The organism is Geodermatophilus sp. SYSU D00663 (genome assembly GCF_054050655.1).
Genome location: NZ_JBJGZT010000017.1, coordinates 31,200 through 46,714, shown reverse-complemented (window position 1 = coordinate 46,714; position 15,515 = coordinate 31,200). Strand labels below are relative to the sequence as shown.

The window sequence follows — 15,515 nt, the reverse complement described above, 5'->3', positions numbered from 1 at the left end:
CGCCCGCGCCGGACGGACCCGTCCCGCCGCTGGCCTAGGCTGGCCGCCCGTGGAACCGCAGCCCGAGCCCAGCCAGAACGCGACGAGCGCCGCCCCCGCCGCCGGGCCGCTGCCCGCGGACACCAACGCGGACGGGGAGCAGCCGGCCGCCGTCACCGCCCGCGTGCCGGGCGCCTTCGCCGCCGGCGACCGGGTGCAGCTCACCGACCCCAAGGGCCGGCTGCACACCGTCGTCCTCGAGCCCGGCAAGCAGTTCCACACCCACCGCGGCGCCATCGCCCACGACGACCTCATCGGCGCGCCGGAGGGCTCGGTCGTGCACTCCACGGCCAACACCGGCTACCTGGCGTTCCGGCCCCTGCTGGCCGACTTCGTGCTGTCCATGCCGCGCGGCGCCCAGGTCATCTACCCCAAGGACGCCGCGCAGATCGTCGGCAGCGGGGACATCGGGCCCGGGATGCGGGTCCTCGAGGCCGGCGCCGGGTCGGGCGCGCTCACCTGCTCGCTGCTGCGCGCCGTCGGCGCGTCGGGCCGGGTCACCAGCTACGAGCGGCGCGAGGACTTCGCCGACGTCGCCCGCGGCAACGTCGGCGCCTTCTTCGGCGGCGTGCCGGACACCTGGGACCTGCGCCTGGGCGACCTCGCCGACCACCCCGCCGACGAGGTCGTCGACCGGGTGGTCCTGGACATGCTCGAGCCGTGGGCGGTGCTGCCCACCGTGGCCGCGGCGCTGCGGCCCGGCGGCGTCCTCGTCGGCTACGTGGCGACGGTCACCCAGCTGTCCACCTACGTCGAGGCGCTGCGCGCGCAGGGCGTGTGGACCGAGCCCTACGCGTGGGAGTCGCTGGTCCGCCCGTGGCACGCCGTCGGCCTCGCGGTGCGCCCCGAGCACCGCATGGTCGCGCACACCGCGTTCCTCGTGACCGCCCGCCGGCTGGCCGAGGGCGTGGTCGCTCCGGTCCGCCAGCGGCGCCCCCAGAAGTAGCCCCGCCGGGGGGAGTCGCGCCCCGGCGAGTGCCCGGCACGGTGTCGGCAGGCGTGTATAGATTTGCCTCCTGGCTCCCCCCGATGTGCGGAGGTGCGCGATGGGCCCCGGTCCTGTCAGCGGTCCCGACGAGTTCCGAGCGCGGCGCGAACGTGACGTCTCCGCCCTGCTCTCCCAGATCTCCTACCTCGAGGAGGAGATCGGTCTCCTGCGCCGCAAGGTGGCCGACAGCCCCCGGCAGGTGCGGGCGCTCGAGGAGCGGATCGCCGAGGCGGAGGGCCGCGCGGCCTTCCTCTCCGAGCGCAACGACAAGCTCGCCGGCACCCTGCGCGAGGCCCGCGAGCAGCTGCTCACGCTCAAGGAGGAGATCGACCGGCTCGGTCAGCCGCCGTCGGGCTACGGGGTCTACCTCGGGCGGCACGACGACGGCACGGTCGACGTCTTCACCGGCGGCCGCAAGCTGCGCGTCTCGGTGTCCCCGGCCGTCGAGGCCGAGGAGCTGCGGCCCGGCCAGGAGGTCATGCTCAACGAGGCGATGAACGTCGTCGAGGCGCTCGGCTACGAGAAGCAGGGCGACGTCGTCATGCTCAAGGAGCTGCTGGAGCCGATCGACGGCGTGACGCCGCGGGCCCTGGTCATCGGCCACACCGACGAGGAGCGGGTGGTCTACCTGGCCGACTCGCTCACCGGCCAGCCGCTGCGGGTCGGCGACTCGCTGCTGCTGGAGTCGCGGTCGGGCTACGTGTACGAGCGGATCCCCAAGAGCGAGGTCGAGGAGCTCGTCCTCGAGGAGGTCCCCGACATCGACTACTCCGACATCGGCGGCCTGGCCCGGCAGATCGAGCAGATCCGCGACGCCGTCGAGCTGCCGTTCCTGCACGCGGACCTGTTCCGCGAGTACGAGCTGCGCCCGCCGAAGGGCATCCTGCTCTACGGCCCGCCCGGCTGCGGCAAGACGCTCATCGCCAAGGCGGTGGCCAACTCGCTGGCCAAGAAGGTCTCCGCGGTGAAGGGGGAGGGGCAGGCCAAGTCCTACTTCCTCAACATCAAGGGCCCGGAGCTGCTCAACAAGTACGTCGGCGAGACCGAGCGGCACATCCGGCTGGTGTTCCAGCGGGCCCGGGAGAAGGCCAGCGAGGGCACCCCGGTCATCGTGTTCTTCGACGAGATGGACTCGATCTTCCGCACCCGCGGGTCGGGCGTGTCCTCCGACGTCGAGTCGACGATCGTCCCGCAGCTGCTCAGCGAGATCGACGGCGTCGAGGGCCTGGAGAACGTCATCGTCATCGGCGCCTCCAACCGCGAGGACATGATCGACCCGGCGATCCTGCGGCCCGGCCGGCTGGACGTGAAGATCAAGATCGAGCGGCCCGACGCCGAGGCCGCGCGCGACATCTTCAGCAAGTACCTGACGCCGACGCTGCCCATCCACGCCGACGACCTCGCCGAGAACGGCGGCAGCGCCGAGGCCACCATCCAGGCGATGATCCAGCGCACCGTCGAGCGGATGTACACCGAGAGCGAGGAGAACCGCTTCCTCGAGGTCACCTACGCCAACGGGGACAAGGAGGTCCTGTACTTCAAGGACTTCAACTCCGGCGCCATGCTGCAGAACATCGTCGACCGGGCCAAGAAGATGGCCATCAAGGAGAACCTGGAGACGGGGACGGCGGGCCTGCGGGTCGGCCACCTGATGCAGGCCTGCGTCGACGAGTTCAAGGAGAACGAGGACCTGCCCAACACCACCAACCCCGACGACTGGGCGCGGATCTCGGGCAAGAAGGGCGAGCGGATCGTCTACATCCGCACGCTGATCAGCGGCAAGGGCAGCGACTCCGGCCGCGCCATCGACACCGCGACCAACACCGGCCAGTACCTGTAGTCCGGCCCGGCCGCCGGTGGCCCGGCTCCCCGTCGCGGGAGCCGGGCCACCGGCGCGGTCAGCCCAGCAGGGCGGCCAGCGCGCGCAGGTGCGCCCCGCCGGCGGCCTCGTAGGCGGCACCCGGCACCGTGCGCACCGGATACGGCCGGTGGAGCGGCGCCCGGGGCCCGACGTCGACGTGGACGACGTCGAACCCGAGGCCGTGCAGGTGGTCGGCCATCGCGTAGTCGGTGGCGGAGTCCCCGACGGTGCGCCAGAGCCGGGGGAGGGGCCCGTCGGCCCGCAGCAGCTCCAGCGCGCGTCGGGCCCCGCGGGCCTTGCCCGCGAGCACCGACTCCACGTCGGTCGCGATCACCGACGGGTCGATCCGCCACGGCGTCCGGCCCGCCGCGTCGGGGTGGTCGCGGTCGCCCAGCCGCACGCCGAGTCCCGCGGTCACCAGGGCGGCGAACAGGTCGGCGTCGAAGGCCCGCTGCCGCTCGGCGTAGACGGCGGCGGGGACGTCGGTGCGCGCCTCCACCGTGGCCATCGTCCGCTTGGTGTCGTCGAGGAACACCGCGTCGCCGTAGCCGTCGCCCACCAGGTCGGCGAGCAGGGCGCGGCACACGTCGGGGACGGCGAGGGCGGGGTCGACGTGGACCTCGCCCGCCCCGTCCGGGCCTGCCGACGTCCAGACGCCGCCCTTCTCGCAGACCGCGTGCAGCCGGGCCCCGCCCGGCAGGCCGGCCGCGGCCAGCGGCGCCAGGACGCGCTCGCCGACGAACTCCGCCGACCGGCCGGTGTTGAGCACCACGGGGACGCCCGCGGCCAGCAGCGCCCGCAGGTCCTCCAGCAGCGCCGGGGCGACCGTCCGGGTCACCGGGCTGGCGACCGGGCCGTCGACGTCGAGCAGCAGGCCCAGGGGTGGCGGTGTCACCCGGTCATCCTCGCGTCCGGCGACCGCGGCCTAGGCTCGGGGCATGAGCGTCCGGCGGGTCATGGGCACCGAGGTGGAGTACGGCATCTCGGTGCCCGGTCAGCCCACCGCCAACCCGACCACCCTGTCCAGCCAGGTGGTCAACGCCTGGGCCGTCGCCGACGCCCCGACCCGCCGCCGCCCGCGCTGGGACTTCGAGGAGGAGTCGCCGCTGCGCGACGCCCGCGGCTTCGACCTGTCCCCGGCGCAGGCGCTGGACCACACCGACCTCGACGAGGACTCGGGGATGGCCAACGTCATCCTCACCAACGGCGCCCGGCTCTACGTCGACCACGCGCACCCGGAGTACTCGACGCCAGAGGTCACCAACCCGCGCGACGTCGTCCTCTGGGACAAGGCGGGGGAGCGGGTGATGGCCGAGGCGGCCCGCCGGGCCGCGCGCATCCCCGGCACCCAGCCGATCCAGCTGTACAAGAACAACACCGACGGCAAGGGCGCCAGCTACGGCGCGCACGAGAACTACCTGATGGACCGGCGGACGCCGTTCATCGACATCATCCGCGGCCTGATCCCGTTCTTCGTGACCCGGCAGGTGTTCGCCGGCGCCGGCCGCGTGGGCATCGGCACCGAGGGCCGCACCCAGGGCTTCCAGATCTCCTCCCGGGCGGACTTCTTCGAGGTCGAGGTGGGCCTGGAGACGACGCTCAAGCGGCCGATCATCAACACCCGCGACGAGCCGCACGCCAACCCCGACGAGTACCGTCGCCTGCACGTGATCATCGGCGACGCCAACCTCGCCGAGCTGTCGACCTACCTCAAGGTCGGGACGACGTCGCTGGTGCTGGCGATGATCGAGGCGCGGGCGCTGCGCGAGGACCTCTCGCTCGAGGAGCCGGTCGCCACGCTTCAGGCGGTCAGCCACGACCCGTCGCTGGCCACGCAGGTGCGGCTGCGCGACGGGCGGCGGATGACCGCGCTCGACCTGCAGCGCGTCTACCTCGACCACGCCGAGCGCTTCGTCGACCGGAACGGGGAGGCCGACGGGCAGACCACCGACGTGCTGCGCCGCTGGGCCGAGGTCCTCGACGACCTCGGCACCGACCCGATGCGCCTGGCCGACCGGCTGGACTGGCCGGCCAAGCTGCGGCTGCTGGAGGGCTACCGCTCCCGCGACGGGCTGTCCTGGGGCGACTCGCGGCTGCAGCTGGTGGACCTGCAGTACTCCGACGTCCGCCCCGAGAAGGGGCTCTACCACCGGCTGGTGGCCCGCGGCTCGATGCAGCGGCTGCTCACCGACGACGAGGTGACCCGGGCGATGGTCACCCCGCCGGCCGACACCCGCGCCTTCTTCCGCGGCGAGTGCCTGCGGCGCTTCCCGGCGCAGGTGGCCGCGGCGTCGTGGGACTCGGTGGTGTTCGACCTCGGCCGGGAGAACCTGGTGCGCATCCCGACGATGGAGCCGCTGCGCGGCACCCGCGACCACGTGGGCCTGCTGTTCGAGTCCACGGCGAGCGCGCAGGAGCTGGTCGACACCATCACCGGCTCCTAGTGGCCGCCCCGGTCCAGGTCGCCCGGGCGCTGGCCGAGGACCTGCTCGCGCCCGCGGCCGCCGACGTCGACGCCACCGGCGTGCTCCCGCGCGGCCACCTCGACGCGCTCGCCGCCGCCGGGCTCTACGGCCTGGTGGGGCCCGCGGAGGCCGGCGGCCTGGACGGCGACGGCGCGACGCTGGCGGCCGTGGTCGAGGAGCTGGCCGCCGGCGACCTCGCCACCGCGTTCGTGTGGCTCCAGCACCACGGCGTCGTCGGGCGGCTGGCCGCCTCCGGGGCGCACCCGGAGCTGCTGGCCGGCCTGTGCGCCGGGCGGCGGCGGGCCGGGATCGCGCTGCAGGCCGCGACCCGCCCGGACGCCCCGCCCGTGACGCTGCGCCGGGACGGCGGCGACCTCGTGCTCGACGGCGCGGTGCCGTGGGTGACCGGCTGGGGTCTGGTCGACGTGCTGCTGGTGGCCGCCCGCGACGGCGACGACGTCGCGTTCGTGCTGGCCGACGCGGTGGAGGGGCCGACGCTCGCGGCGGTGCCGCAGCCGCTGGTGGCGGTGCAGGCCAGCGCGACGGTCGAGCTGCACCTGCGCGGCCACCGGGTGCCCGCCGGCCGGCTGCTGGGTGCGACCCCGCTGGCCGAGGTCCGCGCGGGCGACGCGGCCGGGCTGCGGCTCAACGGCTCGCTGGCGCTGGGGCTGGTCAGGCGGTGCGCCCGGCTGGTCGGCCCCTCCCCCCTGGACGACGACCTGGCCGCCGCGCGCGCCCGGCTCGACGCGGCCGGCCCGTGCGAGCTCCCGGAGGCGCGGGCCGCCGCGGCGGCCCTGGCGCACCGGGCGGCCGGGGCGCTGGTGGTGGCGACGGGCAGCGGCGCCGCGCGCGCCGGCTCCGTGGCCGAGCGGACGGCGCGCGAGGCGGTGTTCCTGCTCGTGTTCGGCTCGCGCCCTGCGATCCGCGCGTCGCTGCTGGCGCGGCTGGGCGCGGCCCGCTGAGGCCGCCGGGTGTCGGTACCTGCGGGTAGTTTCGGCAGCAGCACGCACTCGGCGCGCACCAGGGGAGGGCACATGGCCACCAGGGACACCGGCGGGCAGCAGCGGGCCACGCGCACGCGCGAGGAGAGCGACGAGGTCGAGGCCTCGGTCGACACCGAGGTCGCCGAGCGGCACAAGGAGATGTCCGAGGACGTCGACGCCATCCTCGACGAGATCGACGACGTCCTCGAGGAGAACGCAGAGGAGTTCGTGAGGAGCTACGTGCAGAAGGGCGGAGAGTAGCCGTCTGGCTACCTGAGGTCATAGCTGCCCGGGGTGAAGACCTGTCCCGAGTGTGGCGCGACGAAGGCGGACGAGGAGTTCGGCCGGAACCGGACGCAGCCGGACGGGCTCTCCTTCTACTGCCTGAGCTGCAACCGCGCGCGGAGCAGGGAGTGGTACCGGAACGCCCGTCGTCGCGAGGGTCGCGAGGTCCGGGACCACTCATGGGTGCCCGACGGCTTCCGGTGGTGTCCGTCCTGCCGGAAGGCGGTTGCACACGAGGACTACGTGCGGAGTGCGACGACGGCGTCGGGGTTCGGCAGCAGGTGCAAGCCCTGCAAGCGCGAGGCGGACATGGACCGCTACTACGCCCAGCGCTACGGCCTGGACCGAGCGGGGATCGACGATCTGCGTGCCAAGCAGTCCGACAGGTGCGCCCTCTGTGGTGATCCTCGACCCGGCCACATCGACCACGACCACGCGACGAACCTGACGCGGGCGCTGCTGTGCGAGCGGTGCAACCTCGCACTGGGCCTCTTCCGGGACGACCCCTCCTTGATGAGAGCCGCAGCCGACTACGTCGAGCTGCACCGGGTCCGGGCACTGAAGGCGACCGGCTCCCACGAGGAGGCCGGTCGGATGCTGCGCAGGCTCCTGGGTGGTGGGAGCCCGGCCGGCGGCGCCTGACGGGCGTCCTCCAAGCGAGGTCGTCGACCCGGAGCCGAGCCGACGTGCGTCCCGGGTGGCCTGCCAGCCGCGCCGGTAGGGTCGGCGACGAGCCGCCGCGGCACGTCCGCGGCACGTCGAGGAGCACCCCGCGAGGGGTGCGGAGAGGGTGGACGGGTTGACCCAGTCGCACACCGGCCGGAGCGGCTTCCCGCCCGCCTACCTGGACCGGGTGGGTTCCTCGTTCACCGACTTCCTCGCCCAGGCCGCCCCCGACCTGCTGCCCGGGCGGCGCCCGCTGCCGTCGGTGCACGCCGGCGACCTCACCCCGCACGGCACCACGATCGTCTCCGTCACCTACGACGGCGGCGTCCTCATGGGCGGCGACCGCCGGGCCACCATGGGCAACCTGATCTCCAGCCGCGACATCGAGAAGGTGTACCCGGCCGACACCTGGTCGGTGATCGGCATCGCCGGCGCCGCGGGCATCGCGATCGAGATGGTCCGGCTCTACCAGGTCGAGCTCGAGCACTACGAGAAGATCGAGGGGCTGACCCTCAGCCTCGACGGCAAGGCCAACCGGCTGGCCCAGATGATCCGCGGCAACCTCGGCGCCGCGCTGCAGGGCCTGGCCGTCGTCCCGCTGTTCGCCGGCTTCGACCTCGACGCCGCTCCCGGAGCCAGCCCGGGCCGGATCTTCAGCTACGACGTCACCGGCGGGAACTACGAGGAGCGCGGCTACGCCGCCGTCGGCTCCGGCTCGCTGTTCGCCCGGAACTCGCTGAAGAAGACCTGGCGGCCGGGGCTGAGCGGCGAGGACGCCACCCGCAGCCTGGTCGAGGCCCTCTACGACGCCGCCGACGACGACTCGGCCACCGGCGGCCCCGACCCGGTGCGCCGGCTGTACCCGATCGTCTACCGCGTCGACGCCGAGGGCGCCGTCCGCCTGACCGACGACGAGGTCGCCGCCGTCGCGAAGACCATCGTCGACGAGCGGGCCGCCGCCGAGGGGCAGGGCTGAGCGCCATGACCATGCCGTACTACGCCTCGCCCGAGCAGCTCATGCGCGACCGCTCGGAGTACGCCCGCAAGGGCATCTCCCGCGGCCGCAGCGTCGCCGTCCTCACCTACGCCGACGGCGTGCTGTTCATCGCCGAGAACCCCAGCTCCACGCTGCACAAGGTCGGCGAGATCTACGACCGGATCGGCTTCGCCGCGGTCGGCCGGTACAGCGAGTTCGAGAGCCTGCGGGTGGCCGGCGTGCGCCTGGCCGACGTCCGCGGCTACTCCTACAACCGCCGCGACGTCACCGGCCGGGTCATCGCCAACGCCTACGCGCAGACCCTCGGGGCGATCTTCACCGAGCAGATGAAGCCCTACGAGGTGGAGCTCTGCGTCGCCGAGGTCGGCGAGACCGCCGAGCAGGACCAGCTGTACCGGCTGACCTTCGACGGGTCGGTGGTCGACGAGCCGGACTTCGTGGTCATGGGCGGGCAGGCCGAGGCCGTCACCGGCCGCCTGCGGGAGGCCTTCCGCTCCGGCATGGCGCTGCGCGACGCGCTGATGACCGGCGTCCGCGCGCTGTCGGCGTCCAGCCCCGCGATGTCGGGCAACGGCGACGGCGGCCTGCTGCCGGCCGGCCAGCTCGAGGTCGCCGTCCTGGACCGCCGCCGGCCCAAGCGGGCCTTCCGCCGGGTCGTCGGCGCGGCGCTGGGCATCCTGCTCGGCGACCGCAGCGCCGGCGAGGCCGCCCCCGAGGGCACCACTCACGCGCACGTCCCCAGCGCGCCGCAGCCGGGCACCCCGGCCGGCCTCGGCGACCCCGCCGCGCCGGACACCGCCGGCGGCACCGGCGGGTCGGGTGAGGGCAGCGGCCCCCAGCCGGGCCCGGCCGACGGCGTCGGCGGCGGCACCGACGGGGGCAGCTGACCGGCGCCGTCGAAGGGACGCCCGGGAACCGGCCGGAGTCGCATCCGGCGCCTAGGCTCGGTCCGTGGACCGACGGATCTTCGGGATCGAGACCGAGTACGGCGTCACGTGCACCTTCCGCGGGCAGCGGCGGCTGTCCCCGGACGAGGTGGCCCGCTACCTGTTCCGGCGGGTCGTGTCGTGGGGGCGCAGCTCCAACGTGTTCCTGCGCAACGGCTCGCGGCTGTACCTCGACGTCGGCAGCCACCCCGAGTACGCCACCGCCGAGTGCGACGACCTCACCGAGCTCGTCGTCCACGACAAGGCCGGTGAGCGGATCCTCGAGGGCCTGCTGGTCGACGCCGAGCAGCGGCTGGCCGAGGAGGGCGTCACCGGCGACATCTACCTGTTCAAGAACAACACCGACTCGGCGGGCAACAGCTACGGCTGCCACGAGAACTACTGCGTCGGCCGGCACGGGGAGTTCTCCCGGCTGGCCGACGTGCTCATCCCGTTCCTGGTCAGCCGGCAGCTGATCGTCGGCGCGGGCAAGGTGCTGCAGACCCCGCGCGGGGCGATCTACTGCGTCAGCCAGCGCGCCGAGCACATCTGGGAGGGCGTGTCCTCGGCGACCACCCGCTCGCGGCCGATCATCAACACCCGCGACGAGCCGCACGCCGACGCCGAGCGCTACCGGCGGCTGCACGTGATCGTCGGCGACTCGAACATGAACGAGACGACGACGCTGCTCAAGGTCACCATCACCGACCTGGTGCTGCGGATGATCGAGGCCGGCGTGCCGATCCGGGACATGGCGCTGGAGAACCCGATCCGCGCCATCCGGGAGATCAGCCACGACGTCACCGGCCGCCGGAAGGTGCGCCTGGCCAACGGCCGGGAGATGAGCGCGCTGGAGATCCAGGGGGAGTACCACTCGCGCGCCGCGGAGTTCGTCGACCGGGAGGGCTTCGGCCCGGTGCACCGGCAGATGCTGGAGCTGTGGGGGCGGGTGCTCAAGGCCGTCGACACCGAGGACCTCTCGCTCATCGACCGGGAGATCGACTGGGCCACCAAGCTGTCGCTGATCGAGCGGTACCGGGGCAAGCGGGGCCTGTCGCTGTCCTCGCCGCGGGTGGCCCAGATGGACCTGGCCTACCACGACATCTCCCGCCGGCGCGGGCTGTACTACCTGCTCGAGCGCAACGGCCAGGTGGAGCGGGTGGCGCACGAGCCGCGGGTGTTCGAGGCCAAGAACGTGCCGCCGCAGACCACCCGGGCCAAGCTGCGCGGGGAGTTCATCCGCAAGGCCCAGGAGAAGCGGCGCGACTTCACCGTCGACTGGGTGCACCTCAAGCTCAACGACCAGGCCCAGCGCACCGTGCTGTGCAAGGACCCGTTCAAGAGCGTCGACGAGCGCGTGGAGAAGCTCATCGCGTCGATGTGACCGGACACGTCCGCGGGCCCGCCCGGGCCGGGGCGCCGCCGGGGCCGGGCCCGCCGCGTCCGGCCCGGGGCCCCCGCCCCCGCGGGAGCCGCCCGCTCGCCGCTCTTGTCCCGCGCCGGGCGGCGGCCCGCGCGCGGGGGGGCCCGCGCACGTGCCCGGTCAGGCCTCGTCGGGCAGGGGCACCCGGACGGCGGCGTAGCGGCCGGCGGCCGCGGCGGCGAGGAAGTAGGCGCGCTCCTCGGGCCAGCCGCGGCCCATCGTCGACAGCGTCACCGGCGACAGCTGCAGCGCCTCGTCCAGCCCCTCGACGTCGACCCACACCACCCGGTTGCGCTCGGGCTGGCCGGCCAGGTCCTCCTCGACCTGCCGGCCGAGCTCCGAGCCCAGCCCGCGCGGGGCCACCAGCGTCACCCCGGCCAGGGCCACCCGGCCGAACGCGGTCAGCGAGTGGTGGGAGACGCCGCGGTGGCGGGGGCGCGGGTCGGCGTCGGAGATCCGCAGCGCGCCGATCGGCTCCCCGCCGAGCACGCTGACGGCGTTGCACGCCTCCCCGGCCGCGACCCCGGAGAAGCCCCAGGGGGTGCCGGTGCCCAGGTTGCCCGGCCCCTGGGTGACCACGGCGACGTCCGCGCCGAGCACGTGCCTCGCGGCGAGCAGGCCGGTGTGCAGGGTGACCGCCTCCAGGTCGCCGCCGAAGGCCTGCCCCACGGTGACCACCCCGGCCAGCGACGGCGCCAGCGTGTGCAGCGTCCGGGAGAACCCGGCCACCAGGGCGCCGCCGTCGGTCATGACGTAGGCGACCCGGAGGTCGGGGTCGGTGGCGAACAGGCCGATGAGCACGGCCGGCAGCGCCGAGTGCAGGTCCGCGACGACGACCGGCATCCCGCCCAGGTCCTCGGCCGCGGCGATGGTGTCGTGGTGCTCGGTGTCCTGCTCGTCCACGCCCTGCACGCTGACCTGCAGCGGGGTGTACCGGGCCTTGACCAGGTGGCCGGGGCCGGTGGGGTCCGGCGGCAGCCGGTCGGGGACGGCGACGACGAGCGCGTACCCGCCGGTGCCCAGCCGCTGTGCCCACGCGGTGGTGTTGAGCAGCACCTCGTCGCCGACCTCGGGCACCCCCACCAGCGACGGGTGCGCCAGCGAGCGCACCGCGCCGTCGCCGGGCACCTCGACGGTGAGCTCCAGCGCGTCGCGCCAGCTCCTCCCGGTCGCGGTCACCGTGCCGCGTCGCCAGCGGATCCGTTGCGCAGTCGTCCGTTCCCCCACGGGGCGAGCGTAAGGACCCCGGTGCCCCCCGCGCCCCCCGTGGCTCCCTGCGGGGCCCGCTGCGCGCGTGCGAGCAGCGGGGGCCAGGGGGTCCTGTGTCTAGGCTGGGGCGCGTGTCGGCGAAGCGGGCGGAGCGGCTGGTCAACCTGGTCATCGCGCTGCTGGGCACCCGCCAGTACGTGACGGCGGCGCGGATCCGGGCGACCGTCCCCGGCTACGAGCCCGACGACGGCACCGCCCGCGCCGACGAGGCGTTCAAGCGGATGTTCGAGCGGGACAAGGCCGACCTGCGCGAGATGGGCATCCCGCTGGAGACCGGCCGCACCAGCGTCTTCGACACCGAGGACGGCTACCGCATCGCCCGCGCCGACTACGAGCTGCCCGAGATCACCCTCACCGGCGAGGAGGCCGCCGCCGTCGGCCTGGCGCTGCGGCTGTGGGAGTCCGCGCAGCTGGCCGGGGCCGCGCACAGCGCGCTGGTGAAGCTGCGCGCCGCCGGCGTCGACGTCGACCCGACCCGGCTGCCGATCCAGCCGCGGCTGGACTCCGACGAGCCGGCGTTCGAGCCCTGCTACGCCGCCGCCCGCGACCGCCGGGTGCTGCAGTTCGACTACCGCCGTCCCGACGAGGACGCCCCGGCCCGCCGGCACGTGCAGCCCTGGGGCGTCGTCGCCTGGCACGGCCGCTGGTACCTGGTGGGGCTGGACCTGGACCGGCAGGCCCCGCGGGTGTTCCGGCTGTCCCGGGTGGTCGGCACGCCGCGGGCGACCGGGCCGGAGAACGCCTTCGAGCCGCCGCCGGACCTCGACCTCGCCGGGATCGTCGCCGGCCAGTTCGGCGGCCGGGGCGAGGAGCAGCTGGTGGTCGTGCGCGCCCGCCCGGGCACCGCCGTCGGGCTGCGCCGCTGGGCGACCCCGCTGGGCGCCGGCCCGGACGGGGAGGACCGGCTGCAGCTGCGCACCACGGAGCCGTGGCGGCTGGCCGACCAGCTGGCCGCCTACGGCCCCGACGTGGTCGTCGAGTCCCCGGCGGCGGTCCGCGACGCGGTCGTCGAGCGGCTGACCCGCCTGGCCGCCATGGGGGAGCGATGACCAGCCCGGCCACCAACGAGCGGATGACCCGGCTGCTCTCGCTCGTCCCGTACCTCACCGCCCGGCCCGAGGGCGTGCCGCTGGCCGAGGTGGCCCGCGACTTCGGCGTGCCCGAGCGGCAGCTGCGCCGCGACCTCGAGCTGCTGTGGATGTGCGGCCTGCCCGGCTACGGCCCCGGCGACCTCATCGACCTGTCCTTCGAGGGCGACCGGGTGCGGGTCACCTTCACCGCCGGGATGGTCCGCCCGCTGCGGCTGACCACCGACGAGGCGGTCGCGCTGGTGGTCGCGCTGCGCACGCTGCTGGACCTGCCCGGGCTGGCCGAGCAGGAGGCGGTGAGCCGGGCGCTGGCCAAGGTGTCGGCCGCCGCCGGGCACGCCGCCGAGCGGGTCACCCCGGTGGCGCTCAGCGTCGACGCCCGCGAGCAGGCGCTCGCCGTCGTCCGGCAGGGGCTCGAGCGGGGCCGGGCGCTGCACCTGCACTACTACGTGCCCACCCGCGACGAGCGCACCGAGCGGACCGTCGACCCGATGCGGCTGCTGCTGGTCGACGGCCGCTGGTACCTGGAGGCGTGGTCGCGGGAGGTGGCCGGCGTCCGGCTGTTCCGGCTGGACCGCATCGACGACGTCGAGGTGCTCGACGAGCCGGCCGCCCCGCCGCCGCAGGCCGCGCCGCGGGACGTGGAGTCCGGCCTGTACCAGCCCGCGCCCGGCGCGCCGGTGGTGCGGCTGCGGCTGGCCCGCACCGCCCGCTGGGTGGCCGAGTACTACCCGGTGGAGGACGTCCGCGAGGTCGAGGACCCGCCGGGTGGGCTGGCGGTCGCGCTGCGCACCCACGACCTGGCCTGGGCGCGCCGGCTGGTCGCGTCCCTGGGCGGCGCGGCGACCGTCGACGAGCCGGCGGAGCTCGCCGCGGCGGTCGCCGCCGACGCGCGCGCGGCCCTCGCCCGGTACGGCGCCTGAGCCCCGGCGCCTAGGCTCGCGCCGTGCTGCTGCTCGTCGTGTGGATCGCCGCCGTCGTCGTGTCGCTGGTCGTCCTCGGCTCGATCGGGTACGGCCTGGTCGGGGCGTTCCGGCGGCTGGGCCGGGAGCTGCAGGCCGCCGAGCGGGAGGTGCGGCCGGTGCTCGAGCAGGCCGCGGCCACCGCCGCCCGCGCCGCCGCGCTGCAGGCCGGTGAACGGCCCGCGGACGCCCGTTGAACCGACGGCGACCGCCCGCCGGGCGACCCGGGGACGCACCCCTCCCGGCGTAGCATCGGCCCCGCCCCCCGCGACCTGGAGGACGCATGAACCTCGGCCCGCTCGAGATCGGCCTGATCATCCTGGCCGTCCTGCTGCTGTTCGGCTACAAGAAGCTCCCTGACGCCTCGCGCTCGCTGGGCCGCTCGCTGCGCATCTTCAAGGGCGAGATGAAGGGCATGAGGGACGACGACCGCACCGCGGGCCCGTCCGCGCCGCTGCCGCCGGCCGCGCTCGACGCCGCCGACCGGGACCGGCGCGCCCAGCTCGAGGCCGAGGCGGCCGCCGCCGAGGCCCGCGCCGCCGAGCTGCGGGCGCGCGCCGCGCAGCCCGGCGCCGCCGACGCCCGCTGACCGCCTCCCGGGGCAGGAACGTGACCGGTCCCTCCCTGCGCCGCCGCCGGCGGCGGGCGCCGCGGGACCCCGAGGCGACGATGACCCTCGTCGCGCACCTCACCGAGCTGCGCAACCGCGTCGCCAAGGCCCTGCTGGCGCTCGCGCTGGGCACCGTCGTCGGCTTCCTCTGGTACGACCACGGGCTGCTGACCTTCCTCAGCGAGCCCTACTGCTCGCTGCCCGCCGACCTGCGCTTCCAGGGCGACGAGAGCTGCTCGCTGGTGGTCCTCGACGTCTTCGGCGGGGTGCTGCTGCGGCTGAAGATCGGCCTGATCGCCGGGGCGGTGCTGTCCAGCCCGTTCTGGCTGTGGCAGCTGTGGGCGTTCATCACCCCGGGGCTCAAGCGCAACGAGAAGCGCTACGCGATCACCTTCGTCGCCGTCTCCACGACGCTGTTCGCCCTCGGCGCGGTGCTGGCCTACGTCACCCTCTACAAGGGCCTGGAGCTGCTGCTGGAGCTCGCCGGTGACGAGGTGGCCTTCCAGCTGACCGCGCCGGACTACCTCGGCTTCGTGATCAGCCTGCTGGTCGCCTTCGGGCTGAGCTTCGAGCTGCCGCTGATCGCGGTGGCGCTGAACCTGGTCGGCGTCCTCTCGCACGCCGCGCTGGCGCGCAGCCGGCGGTGGATCTTCTTCCTGACCATCGTCTTCGCCGCGTTCGTCACGCCCACCCAGGACCCGTTCACCATGCTCGCCATGGCGCTGCCGATGGTGGTGCTGTTCGAGCTGGCCATCCAGGTCGCCCGGTTCGTGGACCGGCGCCGGGCCCGCCGGGAGGCGGTGCAGCACTTCCACGACGTGCCCGACGACGAGGCCTCCCCGCTGGACGCCCGGCCCTCCGACCTCGACGCCGCCCCGACCCGCCGCGAGGACCTGCTGCCCGGCGCCGCCCCGGCGGACACCTCCCGCCGCTGACCAGCGCCGGGGCCCGGC

The 15,515-nt window shown here is 74.8% G+C and carries 16 protein-coding genes; 14 read left to right on the top strand and 2 right to left on the bottom strand.

The window, feature by feature from the left end:
* The first annotated feature begins 49 nt into the window (after positions 1-49).
* Both ACI79Z_RS14505 and arc read left to right on the top strand, forming a co-directional pair.
* Positions 50-985, top strand: a complete 936-nt coding sequence (locus tag ACI79Z_RS14505) for a tRNA (adenine-N1)-methyltransferase (RefSeq protein ID WP_456903014.1) — start codon at positions 50-52, stop codon at positions 983-985.
* Positions 986-1,085: 100 nt separating this feature from the next.
* Complete coding sequence (arc, locus tag ACI79Z_RS14500; RefSeq protein ID WP_387989665.1) at positions 1,086-2,867, top strand: proteasome ATPase; 1,782 nt, start codon at positions 1,086-1,088, stop codon at positions 2,865-2,867.
* A 58-nt stretch (positions 2,868-2,925) separates the two neighbouring features.
* Here the strand turns inward: arc and ACI79Z_RS14495 are convergent, their stop codons facing one another.
* Complete coding sequence (locus ACI79Z_RS14495; protein WP_456903013.1) at positions 2,926-3,783, bottom strand: hypothetical protein; 858 nt, start codon at positions 3,781-3,783, stop codon at positions 2,926-2,928.
* 43 nt (positions 3,784-3,826) lie between these two features.
* Between ACI79Z_RS14495 and dop the strand changes: the two genes are divergently transcribed.
* The 7 genes from dop (at position 3,827) to pafA (ending at position 10,594) form a co-directional block, all read left to right on the top strand.
* Entirely contained in the window at positions 3,827-5,332 is a 1,506-nt protein-coding gene (gene dop, locus ACI79Z_RS14490; protein ID WP_387989670.1) for a depupylase/deamidase Dop, read from the top strand.
* Positions 5,332-6,315 carry an acyl-CoA dehydrogenase family protein gene (locus ACI79Z_RS14485; RefSeq protein WP_456903012.1) on the top strand — a complete coding sequence of 328 codons (984 nt, stop codon included), beginning with the start codon at positions 5,332-5,334 and terminating at the stop codon, positions 6,313-6,315. The genes dop and ACI79Z_RS14485 overlap by 1 nt, the downstream gene beginning before the upstream one ends.
* A 72-nt stretch (positions 6,316-6,387) precedes the next feature.
* Positions 6,388-6,597 (top strand): ubiquitin-like protein Pup, encoded by a 210-nt coding sequence (locus tag ACI79Z_RS14480; RefSeq protein ID WP_387989676.1) that lies wholly within the window; start codon positions 6,388-6,390, stop codon positions 6,595-6,597.
* A gap of 33 nt (positions 6,598-6,630) precedes the next feature.
* The gene (locus ACI79Z_RS14475) at positions 6,631-7,263 is read left to right on the top strand and encodes an endonuclease domain-containing protein (RefSeq protein WP_387989679.1); all 633 of its coding nucleotides are present in this window, start codon (positions 6,631-6,633) and stop codon (positions 7,261-7,263) included.
* 157 nt (positions 7,264-7,420) lie between these two features.
* Entirely contained in the window at positions 7,421-8,263 is an 843-nt protein-coding gene (gene prcB, locus ACI79Z_RS14470; protein WP_387989681.1) for a proteasome subunit beta, read from the top strand.
* 5 nt (positions 8,264-8,268) lie between these two features.
* The gene (gene prcA / locus ACI79Z_RS14465) at positions 8,269-9,171 is read left to right on the top strand and encodes a proteasome subunit alpha (protein ID WP_456903011.1); all 903 of its coding nucleotides are present in this window, start codon (positions 8,269-8,271) and stop codon (positions 9,169-9,171) included.
* 64 nt (positions 9,172-9,235) lie between these two features.
* A complete protein-coding gene (pafA, locus tag ACI79Z_RS14460) occupies positions 9,236-10,594 on the top strand; it encodes a Pup--protein ligase (RefSeq protein WP_387989687.1) in 1,359 nt (452 codons plus the stop codon).
* Between the two features lie 159 nt (positions 10,595-10,753).
* Here pafA and ACI79Z_RS14455 read toward each other — a convergent pair whose 3' ends face one another.
* Positions 10,754-11,812 carry a DUF3866 family protein gene (locus ACI79Z_RS14455; protein ID WP_387989690.1) on the bottom strand — a complete coding sequence of 353 codons (1,059 nt, stop codon included), beginning with the start codon at positions 11,810-11,812 and terminating at the stop codon, positions 10,754-10,756.
* 161 nt (positions 11,813-11,973) lie between these two features.
* Here ACI79Z_RS14455 and ACI79Z_RS14450 point away from each other — a divergent pair, with 161 nt between their 5' ends.
* The 5 genes from ACI79Z_RS14450 to tatC all read left to right on the top strand — a co-directional run bounded on the left by ACI79Z_RS14450 (position 11,974) and on the right by tatC (position 15,497).
* Entirely contained in the window at positions 11,974-12,951 is a 978-nt protein-coding gene (locus ACI79Z_RS14450; protein ID WP_387989693.1) for a helix-turn-helix transcriptional regulator, read from the top strand.
* The gene (locus ACI79Z_RS14445) at positions 12,948-13,913 is read left to right on the top strand and encodes a helix-turn-helix transcriptional regulator (protein WP_456903010.1); all 966 of its coding nucleotides are present in this window, start codon (positions 12,948-12,950) and stop codon (positions 13,911-13,913) included. The genes ACI79Z_RS14450 and ACI79Z_RS14445 overlap by 4 nt, the downstream gene beginning before the upstream one ends.
* Positions 13,914-13,936: 23 nt before the next feature.
* The gene (locus ACI79Z_RS14440) at positions 13,937-14,149 is read left to right on the top strand and encodes a hypothetical protein (RefSeq protein ID WP_387989699.1); all 213 of its coding nucleotides are present in this window, start codon (positions 13,937-13,939) and stop codon (positions 14,147-14,149) included.
* 86 nt (positions 14,150-14,235) lie between these two features.
* Positions 14,236-14,541, top strand: a complete 306-nt coding sequence (tatA, locus tag ACI79Z_RS14435) for a Sec-independent protein translocase subunit TatA (RefSeq protein ID WP_456903009.1) — start codon at positions 14,236-14,238, stop codon at positions 14,539-14,541.
* 20 nt (positions 14,542-14,561) lie between these two features.
* The gene (gene tatC, locus ACI79Z_RS14430; RefSeq protein WP_456903008.1) at positions 14,562-15,497 is read left to right on the top strand and encodes a twin-arginine translocase subunit TatC; all 936 of its coding nucleotides are present in this window, start codon (positions 14,562-14,564) and stop codon (positions 15,495-15,497) included.
* Positions 15,498-15,515 lie beyond the last annotated feature (18 nt).